The sequence below is a fragment of the Polaribacter sp. Q13 genome, from assembly GCF_016858305.2.
Taxonomy (GTDB): Bacteria; Bacteroidota; Bacteroidia; order Flavobacteriales; family Flavobacteriaceae; genus Polaribacter.
On the sequence record NZ_CP074436.1, the window covers coordinates 1,211,257 to 1,236,197 of the forward strand.

The following is a 24,941-nucleotide window of genomic DNA, read 5'->3' on the forward strand; positions in this document are numbered from 1 at the left end:
TTATTATTTTGTTTTATATTTTGAAAGAAGATTGTTAAATATGTTCTCAACCATACTTTTTTCAGATATCGTTAATCCAATAGACCAAACAACGACAAAAAAGAAACAAGTACTTACAGTTAAGACTACTGCAAACCTCATAAAACTTTCTTCTAAGAAATAATTAGGAATGGCTGTTAATAAAATTAAAATTATAAAAGTAAACACACTTTTAAACACCACATCTTTTAAATATTTAGTGACAGATAAACCACACTCTTTTTTTGCGAAATATAAAATAATACCAGCATTACAAACGGCATATATAATAAAAACGATATATAAGGTGTATGGTTGATAGCCGAAAGAAAATAGTATGTAACTTATTATTAAAGGCATAAAAGTTATGATAGCCTTATATATTTGATACTTTCTAATATTCCCCACAGCGGCAATGGAAGATGTTAAGGTAAGAAAAAGCTGTTCTATTAAATTTCTTACTAACAATAATTGACAAAATATAACGGTGTATTCAGGAACTTTTTTCAACCAAAACCCAAAAATATAAGGCATTTCTATTAGTACTGGTATATAAAAAATGGTTAACAGAAAAAAGGATACTTTACTTCCTATAAAAGACGCTTTTAACATTAAGCTTCTATCTCCAGCACCTTCACTTTTTGCTATTAAAGGATTTAATGCCTTCATCATAGTGCTCGCAAAAGCCCCCAATTGCCCACTTACTTGACTAGAAACCCCTTGAGCAGCATTTACCGCAGTACCAAAAAACATATTAACTACTATACCTTGCCCATAATTGGCAATTAAACTACTAGAAGAACCTAAAAAACTCCAGCCAGCAAAACTAGTCATTTCTTTAAACAGTGGCTTGTTAAAATATTTTTTAATATTGATGTCTACTTCTTCGTATTTTTTATGACAATAAATTTGGCGTATAATTAATAACAAGACAGATAGTGAAGCCATTAAAAGCCCATACATATATAATCTATCGAAACTCGTATAAGTAATAAATAAGGCGATGCCTAACTTAAATATCGTTTCCGCTATGCGTAAAATAGCTACAAATAACATGTTTTCGTGCGCATTAATAATTGCATCATACGGTACGGATATTATGGTAAAAAACGTACTTACAATTAAAAATTGATAGATAAGTTTGGCAACACCTATCCGTTCTATATCAATTTTTAAAATACCATCAAACAGAAAATAGCCCACTACTTCTAATAAAACAACCACAATAATGGCAATAAAAAAATGTAATACCAGGCTAATATTAAAAATATTTTTTTGTTTTTTAAAATTACCTTCTCCTTGCGCAAAAGACATAAACCGCTGTGAAGCTCCTGCCATTGCTGCATTTAAAAAGGTTAACATTACAATTGCACCACCTACTACATTAAAGATTCCAAAATCTTCGGCACCTAAGGCGGCTAGAATTAAACGTGTTGTGTACAAAGACATCAACACTGTGATGGCCATTTGAGCGTATAAAATTCCAGTATTTTTTGCTACGCGTTTTGCTTCTTTCATGTATCGTTTTAGTTGCCTAAATTATTTAGAAATAATACTTTTCTTTTATTTACCATTTAAAAATATTCAAAAAATTATGTTTCTAAATGAAACGCATTGTATTAGTTTCTGCCATCTAAAACTACGGCATTCTCTTGCTTTATTAAATTCTTTTCTAGACTCTGTATAGGTAACGTAACTTCTACACAAGTACCTAAAGTCTCCATTTCTATAATTACCATGTTTTTTCCTGCATGGGTTAAATAGGTACCATGTAATCCTTTAAAAGGGCCTTCTAAAACGGTAATTTTTGTTCCTTTTGCCATTCTATTTCTTCTGGTACAAATAGTTGAAACAAGATTTGTGTTGTTAGATAGAATTCTTAAATTTTCAATCTCGGTATCCTTAACAACCGCGTATGTACCCAAATACTTTAAAATAGAAACAACACCTATTATGGGATAAACTGCTAATAATTCTTTTTGAGTTGCTTGCACAAACACATAAGAATTGATTAAGGGCACTTGCATTTTCTTTTTACGATCACTCCATTGTTTTACTACGGTTTGTAAAGGTAAAAAAACTTCGAAGCCAGCCTTAGAAAGTCTTTCTTCTACTTTTTTTTCTGCTTTAGGTCTAGTAAATACGGCAAACCACTGCTTATCTTTTGTTGTTTTTTTTGGTAAATTCATACTATCTTATTTTAATCATTGTTTTTTAAAAACAAGCCTAACATATTATGACTTCGCTACTTTTAATTTTTAAGCTATTTATTTTATTGTTAATTTTAATAAATTCAAAAAACAAAATTGGAAACACTTTTCCCAAATAATTATGGCTTCGCCATCGAAAATCACATTTTAGTAGTAAATAAAAATTTAATACATAAAAACGACAACGTTTACAGGAACTTTTTAGGTAATAAAAAGTCTCATTTTCAATAAAAAGATAGGAAATTGGTTAACCAAAAGACTTACAATAATATAATTCTTAAATGGAACCTTAGGGGGGTGGCAATCCTTATTCGAGACAAAGAAATGTAAAACTTTAAACTTAAATAGCAATTATTTTAACCTAAAAAGTAATTATTTTAACTACCGTAAATTATTAACTTACTTCTTCTTTTTTTCAATTATCCTCATTTTCTTCTAATGAAGCTTAATTATAACACTAAAACGTATCGTTTTAGCTATTAATACCTTAAAAACAACCTTAAAGCATCTTTTTTAAATAAAAGAATACAAATTGATTATAGCAGAGGATCTTTTTTTTTTAAAACAAGCCGAACCTATTACAACTAAGATATTTCTAAATTTTAAACTACGTATGCTACTGTTAATTTTAGCAAATTTAAAAGCCAAAATTGGAAGTAATTATCCCAAAAAATATGGCTTCGCCGCCGAAAATCACACTTCAGTAGTAAATTAAAATTTAATACTTAAAAATGACAACGTTATTAGAAACTCTTTAATAACAAAAAGTCTCATTTTCAATAAAAAGTTGGATAATTGGTTAACCATAAGATTTACAGTAATATAACTCTTATATAGAACCTTTAGGGGGGTAGCAATCCTTTTTCTTTCTTCGCAAATATAGAATTTTTAACATAAAAAGCTAATTATTTAACTTAAAAAACTACTTATTTACTACTCATTTTTAAAAATTGTCCTCACCTTTTTCTAATAAAGCTCAATTATAACAACAAAAATACTCTTTTAATTAGCAGCACTTTACACTAGCCGTAAAGCAGGTTTCTTATAATAAATCTAGATAACACCTTATTTATAATGCTCCCCATCAAGAACAATTTTTTAAAAAGGTAGAAATATGTTTACATCTGCAAACAGTTCTAATTTTTAGAACAAATAAAGCATCTACTAACGCAACATTCGCTCTAGATCCTAAATTATCACTAAATACAGAAAAAGAATCTATTCTTTTAAAAAGTAGTTTTATATTTATAAAAAATTAAAAAAAACATGAAATTTAGGTTTTACCATGTATTCTTCTTAGCGTATCTTTTATGTACTTCTTGCACTAATGAAGACTCTAAATTTGACCTTGACACTCATCTTTATGCAAATGTAAATACATCTGTTTCTAGTAATGATGTATTAGGTACATGGGATATCTATCCTGTAGCATTCGATGATAATTATAAAGAAGTTCCTGTTAGTTATCAAGATTGTGATAGCAATGATCTTCTATTACTATAAACCAATTACCTTAAAGGGTTAATCTTTCTAAAAAATGACAATTCAAGATGTAGTAGGCACTTTTTCTATTATTGGCAGCAATCAAGATGCTGATAAAAACACGTATAAAGGAGAACTTCATTTATCTTTAGATGAAAATGAAAGAATTGTTGCCAAATGGAATATTAGTGAATCTCAAGAACAATCTGGTACAGGATTTTTTAAAAATAACATTCTTGTGATCAACTTTACATATGTAGGCTTTGAAGATAAAATATATAAAGGAGTGGTGGTTTATAAATGTTTAAACAAAGATATTTTAGAAGGTTTTTGGTCTGAAGAAGCAGGAAACCCGAAATTCTTAGGATCAGAAAATTGTTTTAGAGTAAAAAACGCTAAAACAATTTTAAATTAGATTCTAATTTTATTTTGGCACACTTGCCTTGTAAATTTCTACCTCAGAGGTTGTTGTAATCTGATAAGTTGTATTCGCTTTTATAAGTACAGACTGCCCTTTATCTAAGGAAATAGACTCGTTATTTTGGGTAACAGTGGCAGCTCCTTTTAAAGCCATTAATATTTCTACAGAATTTGAAGTAGCAGTATGAGTGACCGTTTTTGTCAATTCAATTTTACTTAGTTCAAAATCTTTAGCCTTGGTTTTAAAAACAACTTCTCCGTTTGCTTTATTTTCATCACCAAGTAAAATATTCGGAATCGTTTCTTCGAATTTTGTGTTTTTAATCAATTCGGCAACATCTATATGCTTGCTTGTTAATCCAGCTCTTAAAACATTGTCTGAATTTGCCATTAACTCCATATTTACACCTTCTAAATACGCATGTGGCACACCTGCATCCTGAAAAATAGCTTCTCCCCTGCTTAAATTTAAAATATTAAAAAAGTAAATAGAAAAGATTCCTTTATCAATATCTTCAGTATCTTTATTGTTTAATGATTTTGCTGCCCAAAATGCTGGCGAAGATTTCGCTAACTCATTCTTTCTATATTTAGGTAGAATTCTTTTTACCAAAGGTCTTAAAATTGTATTTACCTCTTCTTGGCTATATTCCATTACCTTTTTATAAAGTCCTAAATACCCTTCTTCTAAAAAAGTGTTTAATAAGAAACTTAATTCTACCGTTTCTTTTAAGTTTTTTACTAATTTTTCTTGTTCTAAAAAACCATGTAACAACCAAAAATCTGTTAAAGCCACCATTATTTCTGGCTTGTGATTTTCGTCTTTAAAATTTCTATTACTTGCTGTTAAAGGAATTCCTTGTTCGTTTTCTTTTTTATACCCTATTTTAGCCGCAGCAATACTAGGGTGTACTTGTATAGAAAGCATTTTACTAACATCTAAAACTTTAAACAAATAGGGTAATTTACCAAAGTCGGTTGCCACCTCTGCCCCTAAGTTCTCTGTTCTATTTTGATCTAAAAACTGCTCTAAAGAAACGCTGCCTTTATCTGTAATTACTTTTGATGGTGCTTTTAAATGCGCCCCTAACCAATATTCTGCATACGTGGTGTTTGGTACTATCGGTTGTGAAACTAAATTAGGAATGAAGCTTTCTCCCCCCCAATCATAATTTTGCACTTGTCCTTCAATTCTAAATAGTCTATTGTCTTTTGTATCCAAATTCCCCATATTTTTTTATTAGCCGTTTATTAATTCTTTAAGATCATAGACTTTTCTTAATAGTACTCTTTCATCTATTTTATGAACCAAATCTTCCGCAGATATCTTCCTCATTTTCTTCATTAGCGTTTTGTTGAAAATATTTTTTGGTGATGTGTGAACAATCAAATTAATATCTTCTGTTTTAGACAAAAATCGTACACCCGCTTTTACTGCAGACATGGATGTCTTTTCTTTTCGTAAATTTAAAATAGAAATATCAAATTTAGAAGATTCTTTTAACTTAAAAAGAAATTTTAATATTTTATTATCATTGCCATTATTTACAAGACATATTTTATATTGTTTATTAAAGAATGATTTTAAATAGAAATTTTCTAAAACATCCATATCGTTCTTACCAAAAACAACGATGATCCCTTTCTTCATATTTCCTTTTTTTTATAATTTTAAGCACTGTTAATGCATTTTAGACCAACAATTCCTTTATTTTTAACAAACTATTTTTTCTTTCCTTTTCTATAAAACCAAGCTATTTGACCTAATTGCCCCACTATTTTTACAGAATCTTTCATAGATAGTTTAGAACCATCTGCATGAATCCATCTTTTTAAGGGTTGCTCACATAACATTTCTTTTGCTTTATCCAATCCATAATGAAGTGTTATTCTTCTAAAAATTTCTATATCAAAAATCCATTGTGTTACAAATTTATCACCAAAAGAAATATCAATAACATCTTTATGAAATATTTTTGCTCCACATTGTGTATCCTTAAAGTCCATAGAAAGTATTTTTCTGATGATAAAATTAATCGTCATACTAATAATTTTCCTTGCAGATTCTTTAGTAATATTCGCCCCCATTCTACTAATTCTAGAACCACTTACTATTTTATACTTTTCATTCCCTTCAATAGTGGTAACTAAATCGTCAAAATCGGCTAAATCTGTAGATAAATCGGCATCTAAAAATCCTATAAAGTCTAAATCTTCTTGTTTAGCCATGTATAACATTCCTTGTCTTACGGCTTCTGCTTTACCTCCATTTTTTTCACAATCGTACACGGTAATAAAATCTTCTCTACCTTTTCTTAGTGTATTTAAAACTTCTAATGTTTTATCTTTACTTCCATCGTTTACAAAACACAAATGATAGCCAGAGTTTTTATCTATATAATCTGTAAACTCTTTACTTAACAATCTTTCTTCTTCGTTATAACAAGGAATTACAACACCTACACATCTTTCTTGAATAATGGTGTTTGAGTATTTTTTTGTGCTATCCATATTTTCTGGAGCACCAATTAATCTTTTTGTTCTTAAGCCAACCTCTGTTAAACTTAATGGCTTTTTCATGTAATCATTTACTCCTAGCTCAAAACCTTTGGTAATCATTTCATCATCTGTATTACCAGATAAAATCATAATTGGGGTGTCAGATTTTTTTACTTCTCTAATATGTCTTACAACTTCTAACCCAGAAATGGTAGGCATATTAATATCAACAATAACTAAATCTGGCTGAAAAGAATTAAATAATTCAATTCCTTTTACACCATCAGTTTCCGTAATTACTTCATAGCCCATTTCTTTTAATCTAACTTCTAATGGAATTAAAACTAATTTCTGATCATCTATTGCTAATATTTTCATGTCTGGGGTTTTTTTATTAATTAATTACACTGCAAAAATACTTTAGTTTTATTACCTTACTTTTAAATTAGTTATTAAAGGTAGTTTAACTCAGTTGAAAGGTAGTTTACTTTAGACTAATATAAAAAATTATCCTTAAAAATATTTATCTTTACATCATTATAAGCCCGACTTCTGTTAATGAAAGAAAAATCTAATAAATACTTAATTACTGCAATTCTTTTGGCAGTACTTTTTCATGGATCTACTATTTTCTTTACACTAGAAACTACTTATGATGCTTTAATTCATTTATTTTTTGCAGATCATTATGCACATCATTGGTTTGAACCTTGGAACTATAAGTGGTACACTGGTTTTACGGTACAAAGTTATCCGCCTTTAGTACATCAAACAATTGGCGCATTATCTTTAATAGGAGGGCTAAAATTTGGAATGTTTACGGTTGCCCTAATTGCTATTTTACTCTTTGTTACGGGTGCTTATAGATATTCTTTACTAATAACAGCAAATAGAACTGTTGCTGGTTATGCGGCTATTTTAGCCGTATTTTCTTCCTCTTTTGTAGAAACCTTGCATATTTTTGGGCAATTGCCCAGTATTATTGGAGTTTCCGTTTTAATGCATTCCTTACCAGAAATTTATTTATGGCTTAAAACAGGTAAATATAAATTTTTCTTTACATCGCTTTCTTTAATTGCCGTTACCGTAACCTCTCATCATGTTACCCCCATTTTTGGAATGTTATTTTTTATTTTTCCTCTAATTGGTACTGTAATTATGGATGTTGCTAAAGAAGAAGCAGGTTCTTATAAAAATGTTACATTCTTATTGTTTCTAAAAACGTTTATGAAACAATTAAAACGAAACTTAACATTTGGTTTTTCTGCTTTACTACTTATTATATTTTGCATTTTTCCTTATTGGATGAACTCTAAATTAAATCCAATTACTCAAGTACCAATTCCGCATGGTTCTAGAGATAGTTTTATAGAAGTAACCTCATCTGGTTTGGTGTTTTTTACAATTCCATGGGGACTTTTATTGTTTGTGCTTCCTTATTTATTCTACAGATATTTTAGTAAAAGATATATCTGTTTTGGTATCTCTTTTACCATGTTGGTTATTTTAGGTACAGGAGGAACAACCCCAATACCCAAAATACTTTTAGGTGAAAATGCCTTTAATATTTTAACGCTAGATAGATTTACACTTTGGGCTACCATTATGTCTATTCCTATTTTTGGCGAATTTATTTATAGGTTTGTAGAAGGTGATTTAAAAACGTTAATACAAGATCGGTTTGGCGCCGTTTATCATAGATTAATAGGAGGCCTTTTAGCAGGCGCTTACGTTTCTATGGTCATTTTTACTATGAGCTTAGGATACTTTAGACCGTCACAACCTCAAAAAATAAAAATGTTGCCTATTGTTAATTTTTTGAGTCAAGATTCTCATGATCAATGGCGGTATTTAACGTTAGGTTTTGGAGATCAAATGGCATGGTTAGCTGCACAAACAAATGCTTTAAGTGTAGATGGTAATTACCACTCTGCAAGACGATTACCAGAATTAACCACAAGACCCATAGAGCGTTTAGAAAATTCTAAATTTAAAGGAGTTGCTGGTATTGGTTCTTTGCAACAGTTTTTAACAACTCCAGAGAAATACAATTTAAAATATATTTTTTCGAATGATAAATTTTATGATCCGGTATTATTTTTCTGCGGATGGCAGCGTTTATCTCAGTTAGAAAATGGTATTATGGTTTGGGAAAAACTAAACGTACCTCCTATTTCTTCTATTTTACCAAAAGAAGATGTACCTGCATGGGTGAAAATAATTTGGGGAATTATTCCTTTTTTAACCGTGCTTATTGCCTTTATTTTAAATGTACAATCCTTATTTGTAAACAGTTTAAAAACAAAAATAAAAGCGGTACCGGTTTACTTTAAATTTAAAGTAGAATATAATAAATTTCCTAGAATTGTTTTAAAAGCACTTCATATTTGGGCAGTAGTATTAATACTTGTTATTGCGTATGCTTGCTATATGTTTTACATTAAAAATGATACCCAAAGGTCTCCAGAAAATGTGGTAAAAGCGTATTATGACGCTGTCGATTTTAAAGAATTGAATAAAAGTTTTACCTATATAGACCCAGAAGATCAACTTACACGTGCTCAATATTTATTAGAAATATCGGTTACAGATGGTTTATTAAGTTCTTATGCAAAATTAGATGCTATTACTACAGAAATTATAAAACAAACAGATAGTATGGCTACTTTAAAAGTAGAAACAAAATGGATTACTCCTCTTGAAAAATTATCGAAAACAGAATTTAAAACAGCGGTTAAAAGAAACAGTAAGTGGTATTTAAAACCTACAAGAAAATCGATAGATTTACCGCCAGATCAATTATACTCTAAGAATTCTACGGGTTATTTTAACCAAGGAAGAAGAAGAATTACCACAGAACAAACCCATCATGAAGATGTGTTAAAACAACCTGTATTAGAAATTGTATCTGCTAAACTGATAAAATTTAACAAACGGTATGCTATTATTGGTGAAGTACAAAATATAGACAATGTTCCATCAGACGTAGTCTTAAAAGGAACGCTTTATAATGATGATAATAAAGAGCTGGCAACCTACAATGCAAAACACATTTTAAAACACAAGTTAATGCCTAAAGAAATTAGTGCTTTTAGAATTAATTTTGAAGGTATTGCCTGGTCTAAAACAAAAGATTCTATTCCAAAAACATTTAATCCAGATGAATTTACGCCTGTAGAATTAAGTGAACAACCCACAAAATTTAATTTACAAGCTGCAGGAAACACCACAAATTCTGATCTTTTTAAAGACATTGTTTTAAGTGAAATGAATATTACACCTAATGTTATTAGCGGAACTTTATTTAATAGTGGAATTCAAGAAATTACAGTTCCTCAATTAATTATTACATTTTACAATGAGAAAAAAGAAATGATTTGGGTAGACAACCTGTTTTTAAAAGAAGGAATACGACAAGAAAGAAAACTGCGTTTTAACTATCCAATACCGCTAAACCCAGTTATAAAAACCATTAATGATGACATGAGTTTTTGTTTTGTAAACGGTTTGCCAAATAAAGATATTGCCTTTAAAATAATGCCAAAAAGAATAAAAAATCAAACCATTGGTAACTTACAAAAAGTAACACATCCACTTTTTAGTTATGTAAGAATAGAATTAAGTATGTATATCGGTAATCCAAAATAATGAAGTTAAAACAAGTTTTTTTTCTGATACTGTTTCAGTTCGTAGTGATTTCTTTTCTTGCACAAGAAACAACTGCGACGCATTCTGGTATTTCTTTAATATCTACAAAAAAAACTTTTATTGTGGGTGATAAAATTACGCTCGAGTTTCTTGTAAAAAATGACTCGATTATTCAATTATATTGCGCTAATAGTTATGGTGCTACCGTTTTAACACCTAAAGTTATAGCCAAAAAAAACACGTTTAAAATCCCCTCTTTTATGTCAAAAAAAAGAGGGGTATTATCTTGGAGCATTATAAATTCTTCGGAAGAAATTTCTGGTAATATATCCATTCTTTCGCAACAGCAACCAACCACTATAGAAACCTATGTAGGGCCACCAAGTATAGATGCCGGTGGTTTAGATTACACCATGTTAGTGGTAATACCCACAGATAGTTTAGACAACCCTATTTTAGATCATAGTAAAGTTGATGTAAAGTATCAATTTTTGAAATCAGAAAAATCTCAACCTATTTTAACCGATAAATTAATAGGCTATAAAAACATCTTTTCTCCTAAAAAAAGTGGAAGAATGATTATTTCATCAGAATCTTATGGTTTAAATTCTAAAGAATTTGATGTAAATATTATGCCTGCTATTGCTACCAATTTTAAACTTTTTGCAAGCAGAAATCATGAATATGCAGATGGTAATCAAATTACAACCTTTTACACATCCATCATAAAAGACAAAAACAGAAATATTGTAAGTGATGGGAGTTATATAGAATTTTATATCACCAATAAAAAGGGAGATATTTTAAAAACCACTGGTACTACAATAAATGGTGTTGCTCATGCAAAAATTATCCATCCAGATTTTGAAGAAGTATGGAAAGTGAAAGCATATTTTATAGGTATTTCAGAAAGTAACGCCATAACAATTAAGTACAAAAAAGTAATTGAAGATTATACTGTTTCTTTTACAGCACATAATAGAAGCATAAAAATAGGACCCTTAAAAAGTTTTATGAAACAAATAATTCCAGATGGACTCTCTGTAAAATTATCTATTTATAAAAATAACACTCTTACTAAAGAGCTTTTTAAAGAATCTTTAAATGGGTTTGCTACGTTTTATTTAGATCCCAATATTTTCGAAAATAATTTGTATAAAATTGTTATTGAAACTGCTGGAATTAAAAAAGAATTTAAAAGTTTTAAATTATGGTAAAAACGAACAAACGAATTCTTAGAGGTGTTTTAATGCTTACTTATTTATTTATAATAGGAATTCTTTTATTCTTAGTAAGCTCTTTGTACAGTTTTTTAAATACAGGTGCAGACAGAAGTAAAATGTTGCACACAGAGGTAAAACAAGTAGAACAATATTTACCTAAAGTTACTTGGAAAAATGATGGAAACAAAGGAAGAAAAATAAGTCAAGAAAAAATAATTGCTGTTCAGAATGATTATTTAGACGCTTGGTACGTAAAACAAGTTGCCTATAAAACCAATACTAGAGTAGGAATTGAAGACTATTTTACTAAAAGCTCTCGAAAAAACATATACAACATATTAGATTACAATAAATTACATAAAACGTCTATAGAGTCTACTACCTTAGAACACAACTTAGATCTCGAGTTTTTTAGTGAAGATGGGCAATTAATTGTTTTAAAAGATTCTAATGCTTTAGAGTATAAAAAAATTTTAAAAGACAAAAAATTAATTTTAGAATCTACTGAAGTCTCCACTTATAGATACGTTTTATTACTAGAAGATGGTTTTTGGCGGGTAAGACATATGGTAAAAGAAAGTACTGCTAAATTTAAGGATACCTCTCAAAAAAATCCATTAAATTTTACAAATATAAAAGGGATTAACTACTATCCGCAAGCGACTCCTTGGAATATGTATGGGGATGCATTTGACATCAATATTATTAAAAACGATTTTAGAATTATTAAAAAAGCCGGTTTAAATTCTATAAGAATATTTGTGCCTTACGAAGATTTTGGAAAAGCAAATGTAAAATTTGAGAAGTTAGAAAAACTAAAAAAAGTTTTAGATACGGCGTTCGCAGAAGACTTAAAAGTTGTAGTTACTTTGTTTGATTTTTACGGAAATTATGATGTTTTAGATTGGACATTGAACCAAAGACATGCCGAAAAAATTGTAGAAACATTTAAAGATCATCCCGCTATTTTAGCCTGGGATGTTAAAAATGAACCGAACTTAGATTTTGCTTCTAGAGGCGAAGTAAATGTAACCGCTTGGTTAGATTTTATGATTATCTTAATAAAAAAAATAGATAAAAAACATCCTGTAACTATTGGTTGGTCTAATACAAAAAGTGCCACTATTTTAAAAGATAAGGTAGATGTAGTCTCTTTTCATTATTATGAAGATATAGAGCAACTTGAAAGCGAATACCTAAAATTAAAAGAAGAAATAAAAGACAAACCAATCGTTTTACAAGAGTTTGGTTTATCTTCTTATGGTGGTTTTTGGAGACCTTTTGTGGGCTCTGAAGAAAAACAAGCAAACTATTATAAAGAAATACAAAGCATCATGACAAAAAACTCAATTCCTTTTATGTCATGGACTTTATATGATTTTGATGTTGTCCCCAAAGAAGTTTTAGGAAGTCTTCCTTGGAGAACAAACCCTCAGAAAAAATTTGGTTTTATCACCAGTTCTGGTGCAAAGAAATTATCTTATAAATATATTTCTAAAGAATAATGATTACTTCTTTTTAGCTATAATTTTATCAAATTCTTCTAAATACATATTCGTAATTCTTTCCATAGGAAAAGCAGTTGCAGCTTTATAATTAGCTTCACCTAATTCAATTCTATAGGCATCATTAGTTACAATCGCTTTAATGGCGTTTGCTAAACTTGTTACACTTTCTGGTTCAAAAAACTCTCCTCTATATCCTTCATCTTCAATTAAAGTGGCTAAATCTCCTAAATTTGGCATTACTACTGCTCTACCATAACTACCTGCTTGGTGTAACACTCCAGAACTGCCTGTTGTAGACGTATAAGGAAAAACAACTACAGCACTTTCTGTAAACAACGGTTCTACTTCATTTTCTTCTACATACCCAGTAAACGTAAGTTGTGGTACATGTTTATACGTTTCTTTAGCATTTTCTAAATAACCGGGTACGTTTGGGTTGTCTGTTCCGGCAATTACAATTTCTAAATCTAAGCCAGTTTCTTTTCTTACAATTTCTACAGCTTCAATCATCGCTTCTACTTTTTTGTAGGTTCCGAATTTACCAAAAGCCATAATTTTTAAAGGACCTTCTGGCAATTTTTGTGATGGATTATCAGGAATTTCAAAAGTTCCATGAGGAATCATTTTTACATTATCAACCTTATATTTATCTTCTAAGGTAGTAACATATTTATCCATGGTTACCGTAACTAAATCTGCTTTTAAAATCAATCTGGTTAAGGATGTACCAATAAAATTATATATTTTTTGAGCCAATTTATTAGAAGTAAATCCAGCACTATCTAAATCTACTTGTTCTAAAATATTATGTAATAAAACGATGGTAGGAATTCCTTTCATTTTACAAATTAAAGGCAATGTTAACCCTAATGCAGCAACAACTTTCTTATCTCCAAACTTCATAAATTGCAAGTTGAATAAAACAGCATCTGGTTTGGTTTCATTAATTGCTTTTATAACATTATTTGTATTACCGTAGCTATTAAATTTCCAACATTCTTTCACCGTAATTTTACATCCTTTCTCCGTAAAATTAATATCTTTTCCTTCTGGAGTTTCATCCGTTAAAAGAATTAATTCTGTTACTTTTTTACTTTGCCTAAAACTTTTTACTAAGTGATATGCGTATTCGTTTAAAGTTACTTTACTTGGTGGATATGCAGTTACGAGGGCTAATTTCATATTGTGAATTTTTAATTATGATTCAAATTTCAGGTTTTTACTTTTATTTTTTATACTAAAACGGCTCAAATACCATTATATATAGATGATTGGAAAATAGGTTTAGATATTATTATTCTTTAGTTTCTTTAATGGCTTTTGTAGCTTTAGAATCTTTAAAAAAGAAGAAACTAAGTTGCACTATTAAAAGTAAAACCATTGCTATAATTTGCACATGAACAACTTGCTCTAATGTTTCATGATACAGCACAACCAAAACTATTTGTAACATTCCAAAAATTCCAGAAAGTACAACAGGTACATATTTATCTAACGACAAATAATAATATGCAAATATATTTGAGATGGCAAAAATTCCTGTCGCAGAAGCATATTTCCATAATAATGATGCAACTGATAAGTATTCACTACCAAATAAAATTTTAATTATTTCATCAGGAAATAAAAAGCAACTAATAACAATTACAGCAGCAATAAAACCAATATAAACAACATATTTTAACAAGATTGGTAACGTATCTTTGCCTTCTTTTTTTAATTGAACAACTTTTGGTAAAAGTAACATTACAAACATCCAAGCAATAAAATAGACAACTCTACCAATAAGAGCTAATGAAGCGTATAAACCAGCCTCATAAGATTCAAAATAATGTTTTACTAATAAAATATCACTGTTGTTAATAATGATTTGTGTTAACTCGTAAAAAGCTGTAATAACAAAGAAGTTCTTTACCAACTTTTTATTATCTGCCTCTAAACTAAAAGGTTTAAGTAAAGAAATATGGCTGCTTTTAAACGGAATTAATCCAAAAACAAAAGAACAAAAAATACCGATTGCTATAATTAAAGAAGAATCAATATCTAAAAAATATAATAATGCGAAGGTTAATATTAAACGACTAATCATTTCTGATTGATACGTAATTGATAAAGATTTTAATTCTTGTTTTCCTTGAAAAACGCCTCTATTTACACTCATTAAAAAATAAAACGGAACTCCAAATCCAAAAATAACAAACATTGTAGAAGAAGTTGTTTTAAAGAAATGCTGCAATTGCGTTGAAAAAACAATAATAGCAATCCCTAAAAAGATTCCGGTAAATAAAGCATTTTTATAAATTTTAGAAATAAAGCCGGTAAAAATAGTATCTTCAAAAAGTACAGAAAATTTAGCTGTTACCAATTGAAAAGTCATTGCCACAAAAGACAATACCAATAAAAATGTAATTAAGATAGCTGCATCTGCAAATTTTTCTGGCCCTAAAACACGTCCTAAAACCAAATTGTATAAATAGTTTCCTCCATTTACAAGAAGAACACTTAACATAAATAACTGTTCCGGTTTAATTCCGTTTTTCACAAATCGCATAATTGCTTGCATATTATTCCTCTTTTTATTGAGCTATTTTTACGTTCTCAAATTAATCATAAATTTCTTTACAATCATCAATATTCTATTACTATTTTCTAGATAACCCAAAATCTTACTAAAAACAAATATCACCTAGTTTCTTCAAAAATAATTCCTTTTCACGTTGAAAAACACTTTTATATCGATAAAAGATTAATTACTATTGCTTAACTTGCCAAAGCTAAATTTAAACCTATGAAAATAATATATTCTACTCTTTTCTTCTTTCTTTTCTTAAGTATACAAAGCTTTAGTCAAGATATGCAAGAAGGTTTTACCTACTTAGAAACAGGTAAATACCAAGAAGCTGAAGTTTTTTTTAAAGATATCCTAAAAGAATACCCTACAAACAAAACGGCAAGACTTTGTTACGGAAGAGCCATTGGTTTAAATGGAAAGGCAACAGCTGCGGTAACACTTTTTACAAATTTACTAAAAGATTATCCCACAGATTTTGAAGTGAAACTGAATTATGCAGAATCTTTACTTTGGAATAAAAATTATCCTGATGCAAAATCTTTTTATCAAACTTTACTAAAAGAAAATGATAAAAGCTTTCCTGCATTGTTAGGTTATGCGAATACTTTATCTAATTTAAAAGAATTTGAAGACGCTTTAATCTACGTAGATAAAGCTTTAGAAGTACTCCCTGGAAACCCTAATGCATTGGTTTCTAAGAAATATATGAGATTAGGATTGGCGAGTAAAAAAGTAACGGATCAAAAATATGAGGAAGCAGAAACAATTTTAAAAGAAAATTTCACTTCTTTCAAAGACGATAAGGAAACATTACTAAACCTTGCTAATTTGTATTTAATTTCTAAACAAATAGAAAAAGCGAAAAGCACTTATGAAATTATAGGTAAAAAACCAGAAGATAAACTAACCTCTTTAAACGGAATTTCTTTAGCTTATCACCTAGATACTGATGATAAAACGGCATTAACTATAAGTAAAACAGCACTAAAAAGCATTGATAAAAACACCTCTGAAACCTTAAAAAATCAAACCACAGAAAGATATATTCAAGCATTAATTTGGAATAAAAAATATACACCTGCCGAAACTGAAATTGATAAATTATTAGACAACAATGAAAAACCAGAAAACTGGATGCTTTCTTTAAGAGCTACTCTTAATATTTATAAAAGTGATTTTAAGAAGAGTATAGCAGATTATAATTTAATCTTAAAAAAAGACAGCGCTTCGTTTGATGGTAATCTTGGAAAAGCAAATGCCCTGAAAGCCTCTGGTTACTATAACAATGCTTATAAAAGTGCAGAAAACACACTTACTTTTTATGAAAAACAGAAAGATGCTTCTAACTTTATAAAACAATTAGATGTAAGCTTTACCCCTTTTGTAGAAACCAAATTTTCTTATTCTTATGATAATGGAGATAACGAAGCAAATGCTTACGATGTAAAAGCGGAAATTCCTTTTTCTACAAAGTTTAAAATTTCAGCCAATTATAATTATAGAACAACCCTTAATAATCAAATTGACTCATTAAAAGCTACTACCAATAATTTATTATTAGGTGTTTCTTATCAAATATTAAATAATGTTACCTTAAAAGGTAGTTTTGGTGTTACGTCTTCCGATTCAGAAGCTGAAAAGTACACTCAATTATTAACAGATATTTCTGTTAATATAAAACCATTTAAGCTTCAAAGCTTAGATTTAGGTTACAAAAGAGATGTTCAGAATTTTAATGCCGCGTTATTAAATGATGAAATTGTACAAAATAATCTTATTTTAAATTATAGTTTAAATACAAACTTTAACCTCGGTTGGTTTACGCAGTATTATTATACATGGCAAAGTGATGAAAACGTTAGAAACCTCTTATTTACGTCTCTTTACTATAATATCTTTGCGAAACCATCTATAAAAGCAGGTCTTAATTATCAAAATATTTCTTTTAAAGACTCTAAAGATAATTATTTTAGTCCTAGTAAATTTAATGCCGTAGAGATTTTTGTTGATCTAATAAAAGATGAAGCTGCCGCTAAGAAAAAAGAATGGTTTTATGGTTTAACTGCAGCCACTGGTCTACAATATATAGAAAATGATGACGCTCAAAGCACGTATAGAGTTCAGGCTAAATTAGGATATAAATTTTCTGAACGTGCATTAATAAACATCTATGGTTTGCAAAGTAATATAGCTTCTACTGCTGCATCTGCAACAACCTCAGCAAGTTTTACGTACACAGAATTTGGGTTACGTTTTAAATGGATCTTCTTAAAAAAACCTTTGTATAAAAAATAAGGGCAAAAGATTTCTCTTTTGCCCAACTACATTCCTACTTTGTTTTGGGGGACTAGTTGACGATAAAGGTTCCAGAATGTTGATTATTTTCATCGTCAATAAGCCTGTATTTATAAACTCCTTTTTTTAATTGAGGAGCATTGTATTGTACTTTTTTAGAAGAAGAAGAATTTGTATTAATTTTCTGAGCATCTACAATTCTACCCATTAAATTATATACATTAATTTGAATATATTTAGCTACTTTAGGTAACTGTATTGTTGTAGAATTTGTAAAAGGATTTGGATAGTTTAATAATTTTTCGCTAAGCTCTTCTGTAAAACTTTCCTCATTTAAATTATTGTTTAGAGTAAATGCTATCTTATTTATATCTAAACTAAAAGGCTTATAATATGTGTAATCACCTATTACTGAAAATACTATTGTTTTAATACTTGAAACCATAACCTTCTTCCCCGCATCATCTACAAAATCTAACAATGAAATGGTATATGTTTTCTCTGCTGAATTTGCAGGAATCGTATATCGTAACCTATGCTCCCAGTCTCTATTTTCATTCGTCATAATAACGACTTCTACCGGTTCATTATTTTTAATATTGAAATTTATAAAATTATACCCCTCAACACTTAAACTTTCATTTCTAGGTAAAAGGTGTCTAAATAAATTAATATTTCCTTTTACTTCTCCTATTACCTTTACGCTCCTATCCACTTCATAAATAGCATCATCTTCTTCTCTTTCAGATAAGTTTACTTCAAAATTAGAAACCGTTACATACTCTTTCAAATAATCTAAACCCCAAGGTCCATCTGCCACGTATAAAGCATCTTTTTGCTTAGAAGAAGTTGTTTCTAAATAAAAACCAATATCAAATAAAACACCTGTTTCTATAGATAATACTTCATTATAGTTTCCTGAAAGTGAAAAAACATTGGCTGCTTTAATATGTGCTGTTAATTCTGTTTCGGCAATATTACCAACAAAATTAACTGACTTTTCTTGTGTTCTATTTACAATATTTAGGTTTAGAATACCATTAACATAACTACCAGATTTAACAAAAACATTTGGTAAAACACTTGTTTCTAAGGTACTTTTTAATCCATCTTTAGATGAATGTTTGTCTATAATAAAATTTGCTATTGATAAAACTTGAGAAAAGGATGTTCCAAAAATTATATAGTTATGATAATTACCAGTTGGGTATTGGTCTATATTCCAGAAACTAAATAATTCATTTTCTTTTGTATCAACTCTAATAGAAAAGCGTAATGTATATTTAGTTTGACCAGAAACACTACTTATTTTAGATTTAATTACTTGATGCTCATTTACAAGTATAGTACTAATACTATCTAAACGATCATTATTTAATCTGTCATAAATAATTTTTGAATGATCATAAACAACTCCATCCGATTTGGTTGCTATAACAGAAGATACTTTATTTTTACCCTGATAATAACTTACGGAAAAAGTCTCTTTAATATTTAAATTTTTAGAGAGTCCTTTAGGTTTAAAAACAAATGCCGTTTCTGTATGATTACTTCCTGTTTCTGGTAAATAATCTATTAAAGCATTTGTTATATTACTTTTAGATAATTGACTCTTATTAAACCTTACGCCTTCTCCAACACCAAATCCATCGGCTTTGTTTGTTTGAGCGTTTAAGTTTGTAGCTACTATAAAAGTAGAAATTAGCAATAAATTTTTTATGATATATTTCATTATACCACAAAAATAAGCACTAACTAAAGTAAAATTATTAAATTTTAGCCACTTACACTTTAACTATAGATGAGTGGTAAGGCTTGTTTAGATAAATAATTAAAGTAAATCTAATCTTTTCATTAATTCTGGTCGTTTAGACCTACTAACAGGAATAACGTCTTTCTTTATTAAGACACTATTGTCTTCAATATCTATAATTTTTTTAATATTGATAATATAAGAACGATGTATTTTAAGGAATAGAGAATCTGGTAGTTTTTCTTCAATTTTCTTAAGAGTAGAATGTACTTTATAATCTTTTGTTTCTGTTTTTATTTTAATATAATCTCCTTTGGCTTCTATTAAATAAATACTAGGTAAATCTATTTTTATCAATCTACGATCTATGTTTACGTAAAAATCGTTTTCAATATCTATGGGTTTAGAAGTTTCTTTTTTTACTTCATTTGAGGCTAAATTTTTTCTTTCAGCTTTATCAATTGCTTTTTTAAAACGAGGTAACTCTAAAGGTTTTAATAAATAATCTACAATAAAGTCATACTCAAAAGCTTCTATAGCAAATTTAGGATCTGAAGTAGTTAAAATAATTTTTGGTGGGTTTTTTAAACTTTTAATAAAATCTAAACCACTAAAATTAGGCATATGAATATCTAAAAAGATTAAGTCTACCTTATTCTCATTCAAATACTTTATTGCTTCTATGGCACTTGGAAACTCTTCTAAAAGGTTTAAAGAATCTATTTCATTGCATAAGGTTTTAATTATAACCCTTGCCATTTTTTCATCATCAATAATAATACAATTCATAAAACTTATATAGTTTCTATATACGCCGTAATTGTTTTTAAAATCTTCTCAAAATCTTCTTCCTTCTCTAAACTTAGTTCTCGAAGATTATGTTCAAACTCATTAGCAATTTCGTAGCTCTTTTCGAGACCTAAAATACTAATTTTATGTTTAAGTTTATGAACATTTTCTTCAATTTTTTTAAACTCTTTATTTTCTAAGCTGTTATAGTAATCTTTTTTCTCTTCTGGAAACTCTGTTTTAATTACTTTTATTAACTCTGCTTTAATAGAATCATCGCCTCTTGCTAATTGTTCTATATATTCTAAATTTGGTTGCTCCATGGTTATTTTTTTAAACTAAAATAAAAAGTAGAACCTACTTTTGGTGTAGATTCTATAGAAATTTCACCTTTATATAGCTCAATTACTTTTTTAACAATCGATAATCCAATTCCAGATGAGCTATAATCGTCCTCTAATTTTTGAAATGTAACAAATATTTTATCAAAATATCTTTCTTCAATACCTATTCCATTATCTTTAATATAGAAATTCCAGAAGTCTTCTTCTTCTTTAAAACCAATTTCAACTATAATATTTTCTTTATTGTTAAATTTTATAGCATTATCTATTAAGTGAGAAAATAACTTTTCAAGTCTGTATTCATCTCCTTTAATAGTTGGTAATTTTTTTGGAATAATAAAAGTAACATTCTCTTTTTTATCAATATCTTGTATAATTGTATCAACTAAAGCAGCTAAACTTATATCTATTAAATCACTATAAGCATTACCTATTGATGAATATTGTAAAATTCCTTTTACAATAATATCCATTCTTTCTACATTTTCTTTAATAAGTTCTAGCTTTTCATTTCCACTTTCATCTATAAGATCTAAATAGTCTTCCTGTAACCAAGTTGTTAAGGCTTCTACACTTTGTAAAGGAGTTCTTAAATCATGAGAAAACATTTGTGTGTACTCTTTTAATTCTTGATTTTGATGTTCTAAATTCTTTAAAAGGATATCTTTTTGTTGATTGATACGTATTATTTCTCTTGTCTGATTATCAATAAAATCTACCAATTTTAAAGAATCTGAATTCTCCATTGGACGATCATCTTTTAAATCATAAAACTGTAATTTATCGATTACACTTTCTAATTTTGAAATTATATTTTTCTGAGAGTCAGACTCTTCTCTTAATTGTTCATTAGCACTATACAGTTCGTCTGAACTGAATTTAGTTGCTCTTTGCAACATTAAAAACTGTTCTTCTGAAATACTGTAAGATTTATCTATAGCCTCTAAGAATTGGTCCAATTCTTTGTTAGACTGTAATTCTTTGGGAAGAAATTTTCTTATTTGTCTTTTTAATAGAGAATTCATTACTCGCTTATTAATGTAACTGTCATGGTTTGGTTGTGCAATTGACAACTATTTTCTCCAATAAAAGGCGCTATTTCGCCATAAGAATACAACCCTGTTATCGTTGCAGTATCACCAACAACTTCTATTACCTCTTCTACTTCTTCTTCTACTCTTTGGTCTAACACTAATTTTCTACCAATACAACTTACTAAAATTGCTAATTCTGGTTTCTTCTTTCTAAATTCTAAAGCACTTACAGCTGCTTTTTCTGCTGCATTTACAATGTTATCTACATTAGTCATCATTAATTGCACTTTAGTATCTTCTACAATATCACCCGCTAAAATCATAGAATTCTCTTCTTCGTCTATATTTAATATACTTCGCACAATTGTATTAGTACCATCTTCAGATTTTACATTTAGAGGATATAACAATGCTGCTCCTGGCAATTCTTTAGATTTTTCTCCTAAGTATTTCTTATACAAATCTAAAGCAGGTAAATTATCTAATTCATATAAAATATTCCCTTTAGATTTGGTGACCACTCTTTCTGGCCCAAAAGGAGTCCAACCTCCATTAATAGAAAAAGTAATTTCTAAGGTTTCTCCATACAATCCTATAGCCACCATTTCTCCTGGTTTAGGGTTTTCGTTGTAAGAAGAAATTGTTTTTTCAAATCGTGCATCATCTCCACACAAAGCACCTGTAATTAACAAGTTATTGTCTGTAGCGGCATTCATTCCTCTCGTTAATTGACTACCGTTTATAAAACTGCCTTCAGAGAGTACAAAAACGTGTTTTAAACCTTCTTTTGGCAACTGACTTATTAAGTCTTTACCTATTGCAAAACTATCAATTTTGTGGTTTGGATCTGCGTTTAAAATATTTGCTGTTTTAATAACAAAAGTACTTTTTTCGAATTCAATAGCTGTAATTGTTATGGTTTCATCATCTATAGATTCTGATGAAATATCTCCACAAGCAGAACCAAACACAATATGACCATCTTTAAATAAGTCTCTAACCTCATCAAGAATAGTTTCTTCTTCTAATAAATATCGATTACCAAAAACAAGAACTAACGGTGCTATTAAATCTATTTTTTCTGATAAATATTTCCAATCAGTATTTTTATGCTTTTTAAGTTGTACAGTTTTCATTTAATTCTTTTTTATGGTGAAGTAAAAAGTAGTACCAATGTTTGGTTCACTTTCTAACCAGATTTTTCCTTCGTGTAAATCAATTATTTTTCTAACAATAGATAATCCTATTCCTGTAGAATCTTCCCTTTTATTTAACGAAGTAAACACTTCAAATATTTTACTATGATATTTTTTTTCTATACCTATACCATTATCTTTTACAGAAAATTGATGAAAGGTTCCTTTGTCTGTGTAATCTATTTCTACAAGACCTATTTCTTTATCACAAAATTTAATAGCATTACTTATAAAATTTTGAAATAATTGATGAAACTTGGTTTTATCTCCTCTAACGATTGGTAATTTATGAATTACATTTACAGATATATTTTCTGGAATAAATAAAAACTTTTTTAAATTAGACAACGTAATATTTAAGTCTACATCTTCATCTTCTGTAACAGCAGTACCAGCACTTGAGTATTCTAAAACATCAGAAATTAATTTTTCCATGGTTTCTAATGTGGTATTTAACAGATCGAAGTTTTGAAGTGTTATTTCATCAAATTTACCTTCGTTATCTAATTTTATCCAAGTAACTAATGCATCTATACTTCTTAGCGGAGATTTTAAATCGTGCGAAACAATATGCGCATACTCATGCAATTCTGTATTTCTTTTTTCTAACTCTTTTAAAATTTGTTCCTTTTGAAATTGCAATCTTTTAAATTTAGTGATATCTAAATTTAATGCTATTGACCCCACATTTTCTCCAAACAAATTATAATTAGGTGCAGCACTTACCAACCAATATTTAATTTCTCCCTTTTTATTTTTAGTTTTTAATTCATAAGAAGAAGACTCTCCATTAAGACGTTTTACTTTTTGATCATTTATAATATCTAAATCTCCGTTAAATGTAAAAATATCACGTCCTACTTTTCCTATTAACTCTTCTTTAGCATAACCAGACATTTCTATAAAACTTTGATTAACCATCGAAATTTGCTCCTCCTTATTAATCTCTACGAGCCCTAAATTCATATTAGCAATTATGCTGCTATATTTCTCTTTTTCTACTTCTAAACTTAAACTGTATTTTTTTTCTAGGGTAATATCTCTAAACGTCCATAAATAACCTTTTAATTTATCTCCAATAAAAATAGGTGTATAATTTCTTTCGAGAATTATACCGTCTATCATTTCTAATTGTTCGCCAAAAACAGGTTTTTTATTAGCTACTATTTCATCCATTCTTTCTACAAAAGTAGATGATTCTTTAAATAAAACTTTATTTTGTTCTGATGCCATTTTACAATCTATCCCCTTTAAATCTTTGGGTAGCGCATCTATTTTAAATAATTCACAAAATTTGGTGTTGGATAATATTATTTTTCTATTTTCATCTTCTAAAATAATACCACTATTTAAATTTAAGACAAGTGCAGCCAATCTATTTTCAGATTCAATAATTAAATCTTCTGAAGCTTTTTGTTTTGTAATATCTCTAATAATACCTTGTGCAGCAACAGCTTTATTTTCTTTATTATAAATAAGTGTTGCATTTACTTGTAGCCATTTTACTTCTTTACTTTTGGTATAAACTCTAGAAGTATATCTATTAAAAAATCCTTTTTCGTATAATTCTTTAAAAGCATTATAGGTATATTCAATATCATCTTGGTATACAATATCAGTTAAATTAAACTTTTCTTTTTCTATATCATACCCAAAAAGGTCTACAGCAATTTCATTCATCTGTAAAACATTACCAAAAAGATCCATAACTAAATATGCATCATTAATGTTTTTAAAAACTCCTTCTAGTGTAGATGATTTCTCATTTAAAAGTTCTTCTAATTCTTGAGATTTAGAATATAGTTCTCTAGATTTATCTTCAAGAATTTTTTCTGCCGCTTTCCTTGCAGCTTTTTCACGTTTTAGAGCGCGTTGTAATATTCCTATTTGATCTTGATTTTCTTTTAGGGGAATAGTCATTTTTTACTTCTTTTACGGTATAGCACATAA

At 28.7% G+C, this 24,941-nt stretch carries 18 protein-coding genes; 5 read left to right on the top strand and 13 right to left on the bottom strand.

Annotated features, from left to right (window positions below; translation table 11 throughout):
- Positions 1-3: 3 nt before the first annotated feature.
- Together JOP69_RS04930 and JOP69_RS04935 are read right to left on the bottom strand one after the other, a co-directional pair.
- The gene (locus JOP69_RS04930) at positions 4-1,536 is read right to left on the bottom strand and encodes a hypothetical protein (RefSeq protein WP_203392206.1); all 1,533 of its coding nucleotides are present in this window, start codon (positions 1,534-1,536) and stop codon (positions 4-6) included.
- A gap of 101 nt (positions 1,537-1,637) precedes the next feature.
- Entirely contained in the window at positions 1,638-2,207 is a 570-nt protein-coding gene (locus JOP69_RS04935) for a UpxY family transcription antiterminator (RefSeq protein WP_203392205.1), read from the bottom strand.
- A 1,558-nt stretch (positions 2,208-3,765) separates the two neighbouring features.
- On the opposite strand from JOP69_RS04935, the gene JOP69_RS04940 reads away from it, so the two are divergent.
- On the top strand, positions 3,766-4,125 hold the full coding sequence (locus tag JOP69_RS04940) for a hypothetical protein (RefSeq protein ID WP_203392204.1): 360 nt from the start codon (positions 3,766-3,768) through the stop codon (positions 4,123-4,125).
- A gap of 9 nt (positions 4,126-4,134) precedes the next feature.
- On the opposite strand, the gene manA is transcribed toward JOP69_RS04940, so the two are convergent.
- From manA to JOP69_RS04955, 3 genes are all read right to left on the bottom strand, one after another.
- Positions 4,135-5,361 (bottom strand): mannose-6-phosphate isomerase, class I, encoded by a 1,227-nt coding sequence (gene manA / locus JOP69_RS04945; protein ID WP_203392203.1) that lies wholly within the window; start codon positions 5,359-5,361, stop codon positions 4,135-4,137.
- A 9-nt stretch (positions 5,362-5,370) separates the two neighbouring features.
- A complete protein-coding gene (locus JOP69_RS04950; RefSeq protein WP_203392202.1) occupies positions 5,371-5,781 on the bottom strand; it encodes a hypothetical protein in 411 nt (136 codons plus the stop codon).
- A gap of 71 nt (positions 5,782-5,852) precedes the next feature.
- Entirely contained in the window at positions 5,853-7,007 is a 1,155-nt protein-coding gene (locus JOP69_RS04955; protein ID WP_203392201.1) for a response regulator, read from the bottom strand.
- A 180-nt stretch (positions 7,008-7,187) separates the two neighbouring features.
- Here JOP69_RS04955 and JOP69_RS04960 point away from each other — a divergent pair, with 180 nt between their 5' ends.
- From JOP69_RS04960 to JOP69_RS04970, 3 genes are all read left to right on the top strand, one after another.
- The gene (locus JOP69_RS04960) at positions 7,188-10,277 is read left to right on the top strand and encodes a hypothetical protein (protein ID WP_203392200.1); all 3,090 of its coding nucleotides are present in this window, start codon (positions 7,188-7,190) and stop codon (positions 10,275-10,277) included.
- Between the two features lie 260 nt (positions 10,278-10,537).
- The gene (locus JOP69_RS04965) at positions 10,538-11,494 is read left to right on the top strand and encodes a hypothetical protein (RefSeq protein ID WP_252191194.1); all 957 of its coding nucleotides are present in this window, start codon (positions 10,538-10,540) and stop codon (positions 11,492-11,494) included.
- Positions 11,488-13,005 (top strand): glycoside hydrolase family 2 TIM barrel-domain containing protein, encoded by a 1,518-nt coding sequence (locus JOP69_RS04970; protein WP_203392198.1) that lies wholly within the window; start codon positions 11,488-11,490, stop codon positions 13,003-13,005. Before JOP69_RS04965 ends, JOP69_RS04970 begins: the two co-directional genes overlap by 7 nt.
- Before the next feature lie 3 nt (positions 13,006-13,008).
- Here the strand turns inward: JOP69_RS04970 and JOP69_RS04975 are convergent, their stop codons facing one another.
- Together JOP69_RS04975 and JOP69_RS04980 are read right to left on the bottom strand one after the other, a co-directional pair.
- The gene (locus tag JOP69_RS04975; RefSeq protein WP_203392197.1) at positions 13,009-14,190 is read right to left on the bottom strand and encodes a glycosyltransferase; all 1,182 of its coding nucleotides are present in this window, start codon (positions 14,188-14,190) and stop codon (positions 13,009-13,011) included.
- 112 nt (positions 14,191-14,302) lie between these two features.
- Positions 14,303-15,571: an oligosaccharide flippase family protein gene (locus tag JOP69_RS04980; protein WP_203392196.1), complete on the bottom strand. Its 1,269-nt coding sequence runs from the start codon at positions 15,569-15,571 to the stop codon at positions 14,303-14,305.
- A 225-nt stretch (positions 15,572-15,796) separates the two neighbouring features.
- On the opposite strand from JOP69_RS04980, the gene JOP69_RS04985 reads away from it, so the two are divergent.
- Positions 15,797-17,875 carry a tetratricopeptide repeat protein gene (locus tag JOP69_RS04985; protein ID WP_203392195.1) on the top strand — a complete coding sequence of 693 codons (2,079 nt, stop codon included), beginning with the start codon at positions 15,797-15,799 and terminating at the stop codon, positions 17,873-17,875.
- 52 nt (positions 17,876-17,927) lie between these two features.
- Here the strand turns inward: JOP69_RS04985 and JOP69_RS04990 are convergent, their stop codons facing one another.
- From JOP69_RS04990 to JOP69_RS05015, 6 genes are all read right to left on the bottom strand, one after another.
- Positions 17,928-19,607, bottom strand: coding sequence for a T9SS type A sorting domain-containing protein (locus JOP69_RS04990; protein WP_203392194.1), 1,680 nt, complete (start codon positions 19,605-19,607; stop codon positions 17,928-17,930).
- A gap of 99 nt (positions 19,608-19,706) precedes the next feature.
- Positions 19,707-20,417 carry a LytTR family DNA-binding domain-containing protein gene (locus JOP69_RS04995; RefSeq protein ID WP_203392193.1) on the bottom strand — a complete coding sequence of 237 codons (711 nt, stop codon included), beginning with the start codon at positions 20,415-20,417 and terminating at the stop codon, positions 19,707-19,709.
- 5 nt (positions 20,418-20,422) lie between these two features.
- On the bottom strand, positions 20,423-20,740 hold the full coding sequence (locus JOP69_RS05000; protein WP_203392192.1) for an Hpt domain-containing protein: 318 nt from the start codon (positions 20,738-20,740) through the stop codon (positions 20,423-20,425).
- 2 nt (positions 20,741-20,742) lie between these two features.
- Entirely contained in the window at positions 20,743-21,786 is a 1,044-nt protein-coding gene (locus JOP69_RS05005) for an ATP-binding protein (protein ID WP_203392191.1), read from the bottom strand.
- The gene (locus JOP69_RS05010; RefSeq protein ID WP_203392190.1) at positions 21,786-22,931 is read right to left on the bottom strand and encodes an FIST signal transduction protein; all 1,146 of its coding nucleotides are present in this window, start codon (positions 22,929-22,931) and stop codon (positions 21,786-21,788) included. The genes JOP69_RS05005 and JOP69_RS05010 overlap by 1 nt, the downstream gene beginning before the upstream one ends.
- Positions 22,932-24,911 (bottom strand): PAS domain-containing sensor histidine kinase, encoded by a 1,980-nt coding sequence (locus tag JOP69_RS05015; RefSeq protein ID WP_203392189.1) that lies wholly within the window; start codon positions 24,909-24,911, stop codon positions 22,932-22,934. It abuts the gene before it with no gap.
- Positions 24,912-24,941: the final 30 nt, after the last annotated feature.

Coding starts and splice junctions, on each gene's coding strand:
- JOP69_RS04930 (WP_203392206.1), bottom strand. CDS start 1,536: ATGAAAGAAGCAAAACGCGTAGCAAAAAATACTGGAATTTTATACGCT.
- JOP69_RS04935 (WP_203392205.1), bottom strand. CDS start 2,207: ATGAATTTACCAAAAAAAACAACAAAAGATAAGCAGTGGTTTGCCGTA.
- JOP69_RS04940 (WP_203392204.1), top strand. CDS start 3,766: ATGACAATTCAAGATGTAGTAGGCACTTTTTCTATTATTGGCAGCAAT.
- manA (WP_203392203.1), bottom strand. CDS start 5,361: ATGGGGAATTTGGATACAAAAGACAATAGACTATTTAGAATTGAAGGA.
- JOP69_RS04950 (WP_203392202.1), bottom strand. CDS start 5,781: ATGAAGAAAGGGATCATCGTTGTTTTTGGTAAGAACGATATGGATGTT.
- JOP69_RS04955 (WP_203392201.1), bottom strand. CDS start 7,007: ATGAAAATATTAGCAATAGATGATCAGAAATTAGTTTTAATTCCATTA.
- JOP69_RS04960 (WP_203392200.1), top strand. CDS start 7,188: ATGAAAGAAAAATCTAATAAATACTTAATTACTGCAATTCTTTTGGCA.
- JOP69_RS04965 (WP_252191194.1), top strand. CDS start 10,538: ATGTCAAAAAAAAGAGGGGTATTATCTTGGAGCATTATAAATTCTTCG.
- JOP69_RS04970 (WP_203392198.1), top strand. CDS start 11,488: ATGGTAAAAACGAACAAACGAATTCTTAGAGGTGTTTTAATGCTTACT.
- JOP69_RS04975 (WP_203392197.1), bottom strand. CDS start 14,190: ATGAAATTAGCCCTCGTAACTGCATATCCACCAAGTAAAGTAACTTTA.
- JOP69_RS04980 (WP_203392196.1), bottom strand. CDS start 15,571: ATGCAAGCAATTATGCGATTTGTGAAAAACGGAATTAAACCGGAACAG.
- JOP69_RS04985 (WP_203392195.1), top strand. CDS start 15,797: ATGAAAATAATATATTCTACTCTTTTCTTCTTTCTTTTCTTAAGTATA.
- JOP69_RS04990 (WP_203392194.1), bottom strand. CDS start 19,607: ATGAAATATATCATAAAAAATTTATTGCTAATTTCTACTTTTATAGTA.
- JOP69_RS04995 (WP_203392193.1), bottom strand. CDS start 20,417: ATGAATTGTATTATTATTGATGATGAAAAAATGGCAAGGGTTATAATT.
- JOP69_RS05000 (WP_203392192.1), bottom strand. CDS start 20,740: ATGGAGCAACCAAATTTAGAATATATAGAACAATTAGCAAGAGGCGAT.
- JOP69_RS05005 (WP_203392191.1), bottom strand. CDS start 21,786: ATGAATTCTCTATTAAAAAGACAAATAAGAAAATTTCTTCCCAAAGAA.
- JOP69_RS05010 (WP_203392190.1), bottom strand. CDS start 22,931: ATGAAAACTGTACAACTTAAAAAGCATAAAAATACTGATTGGAAATAT.
- JOP69_RS05015 (WP_203392189.1), bottom strand. CDS start 24,911: ATGACTATTCCCCTAAAAGAAAATCAAGATCAAATAGGAATATTACAA.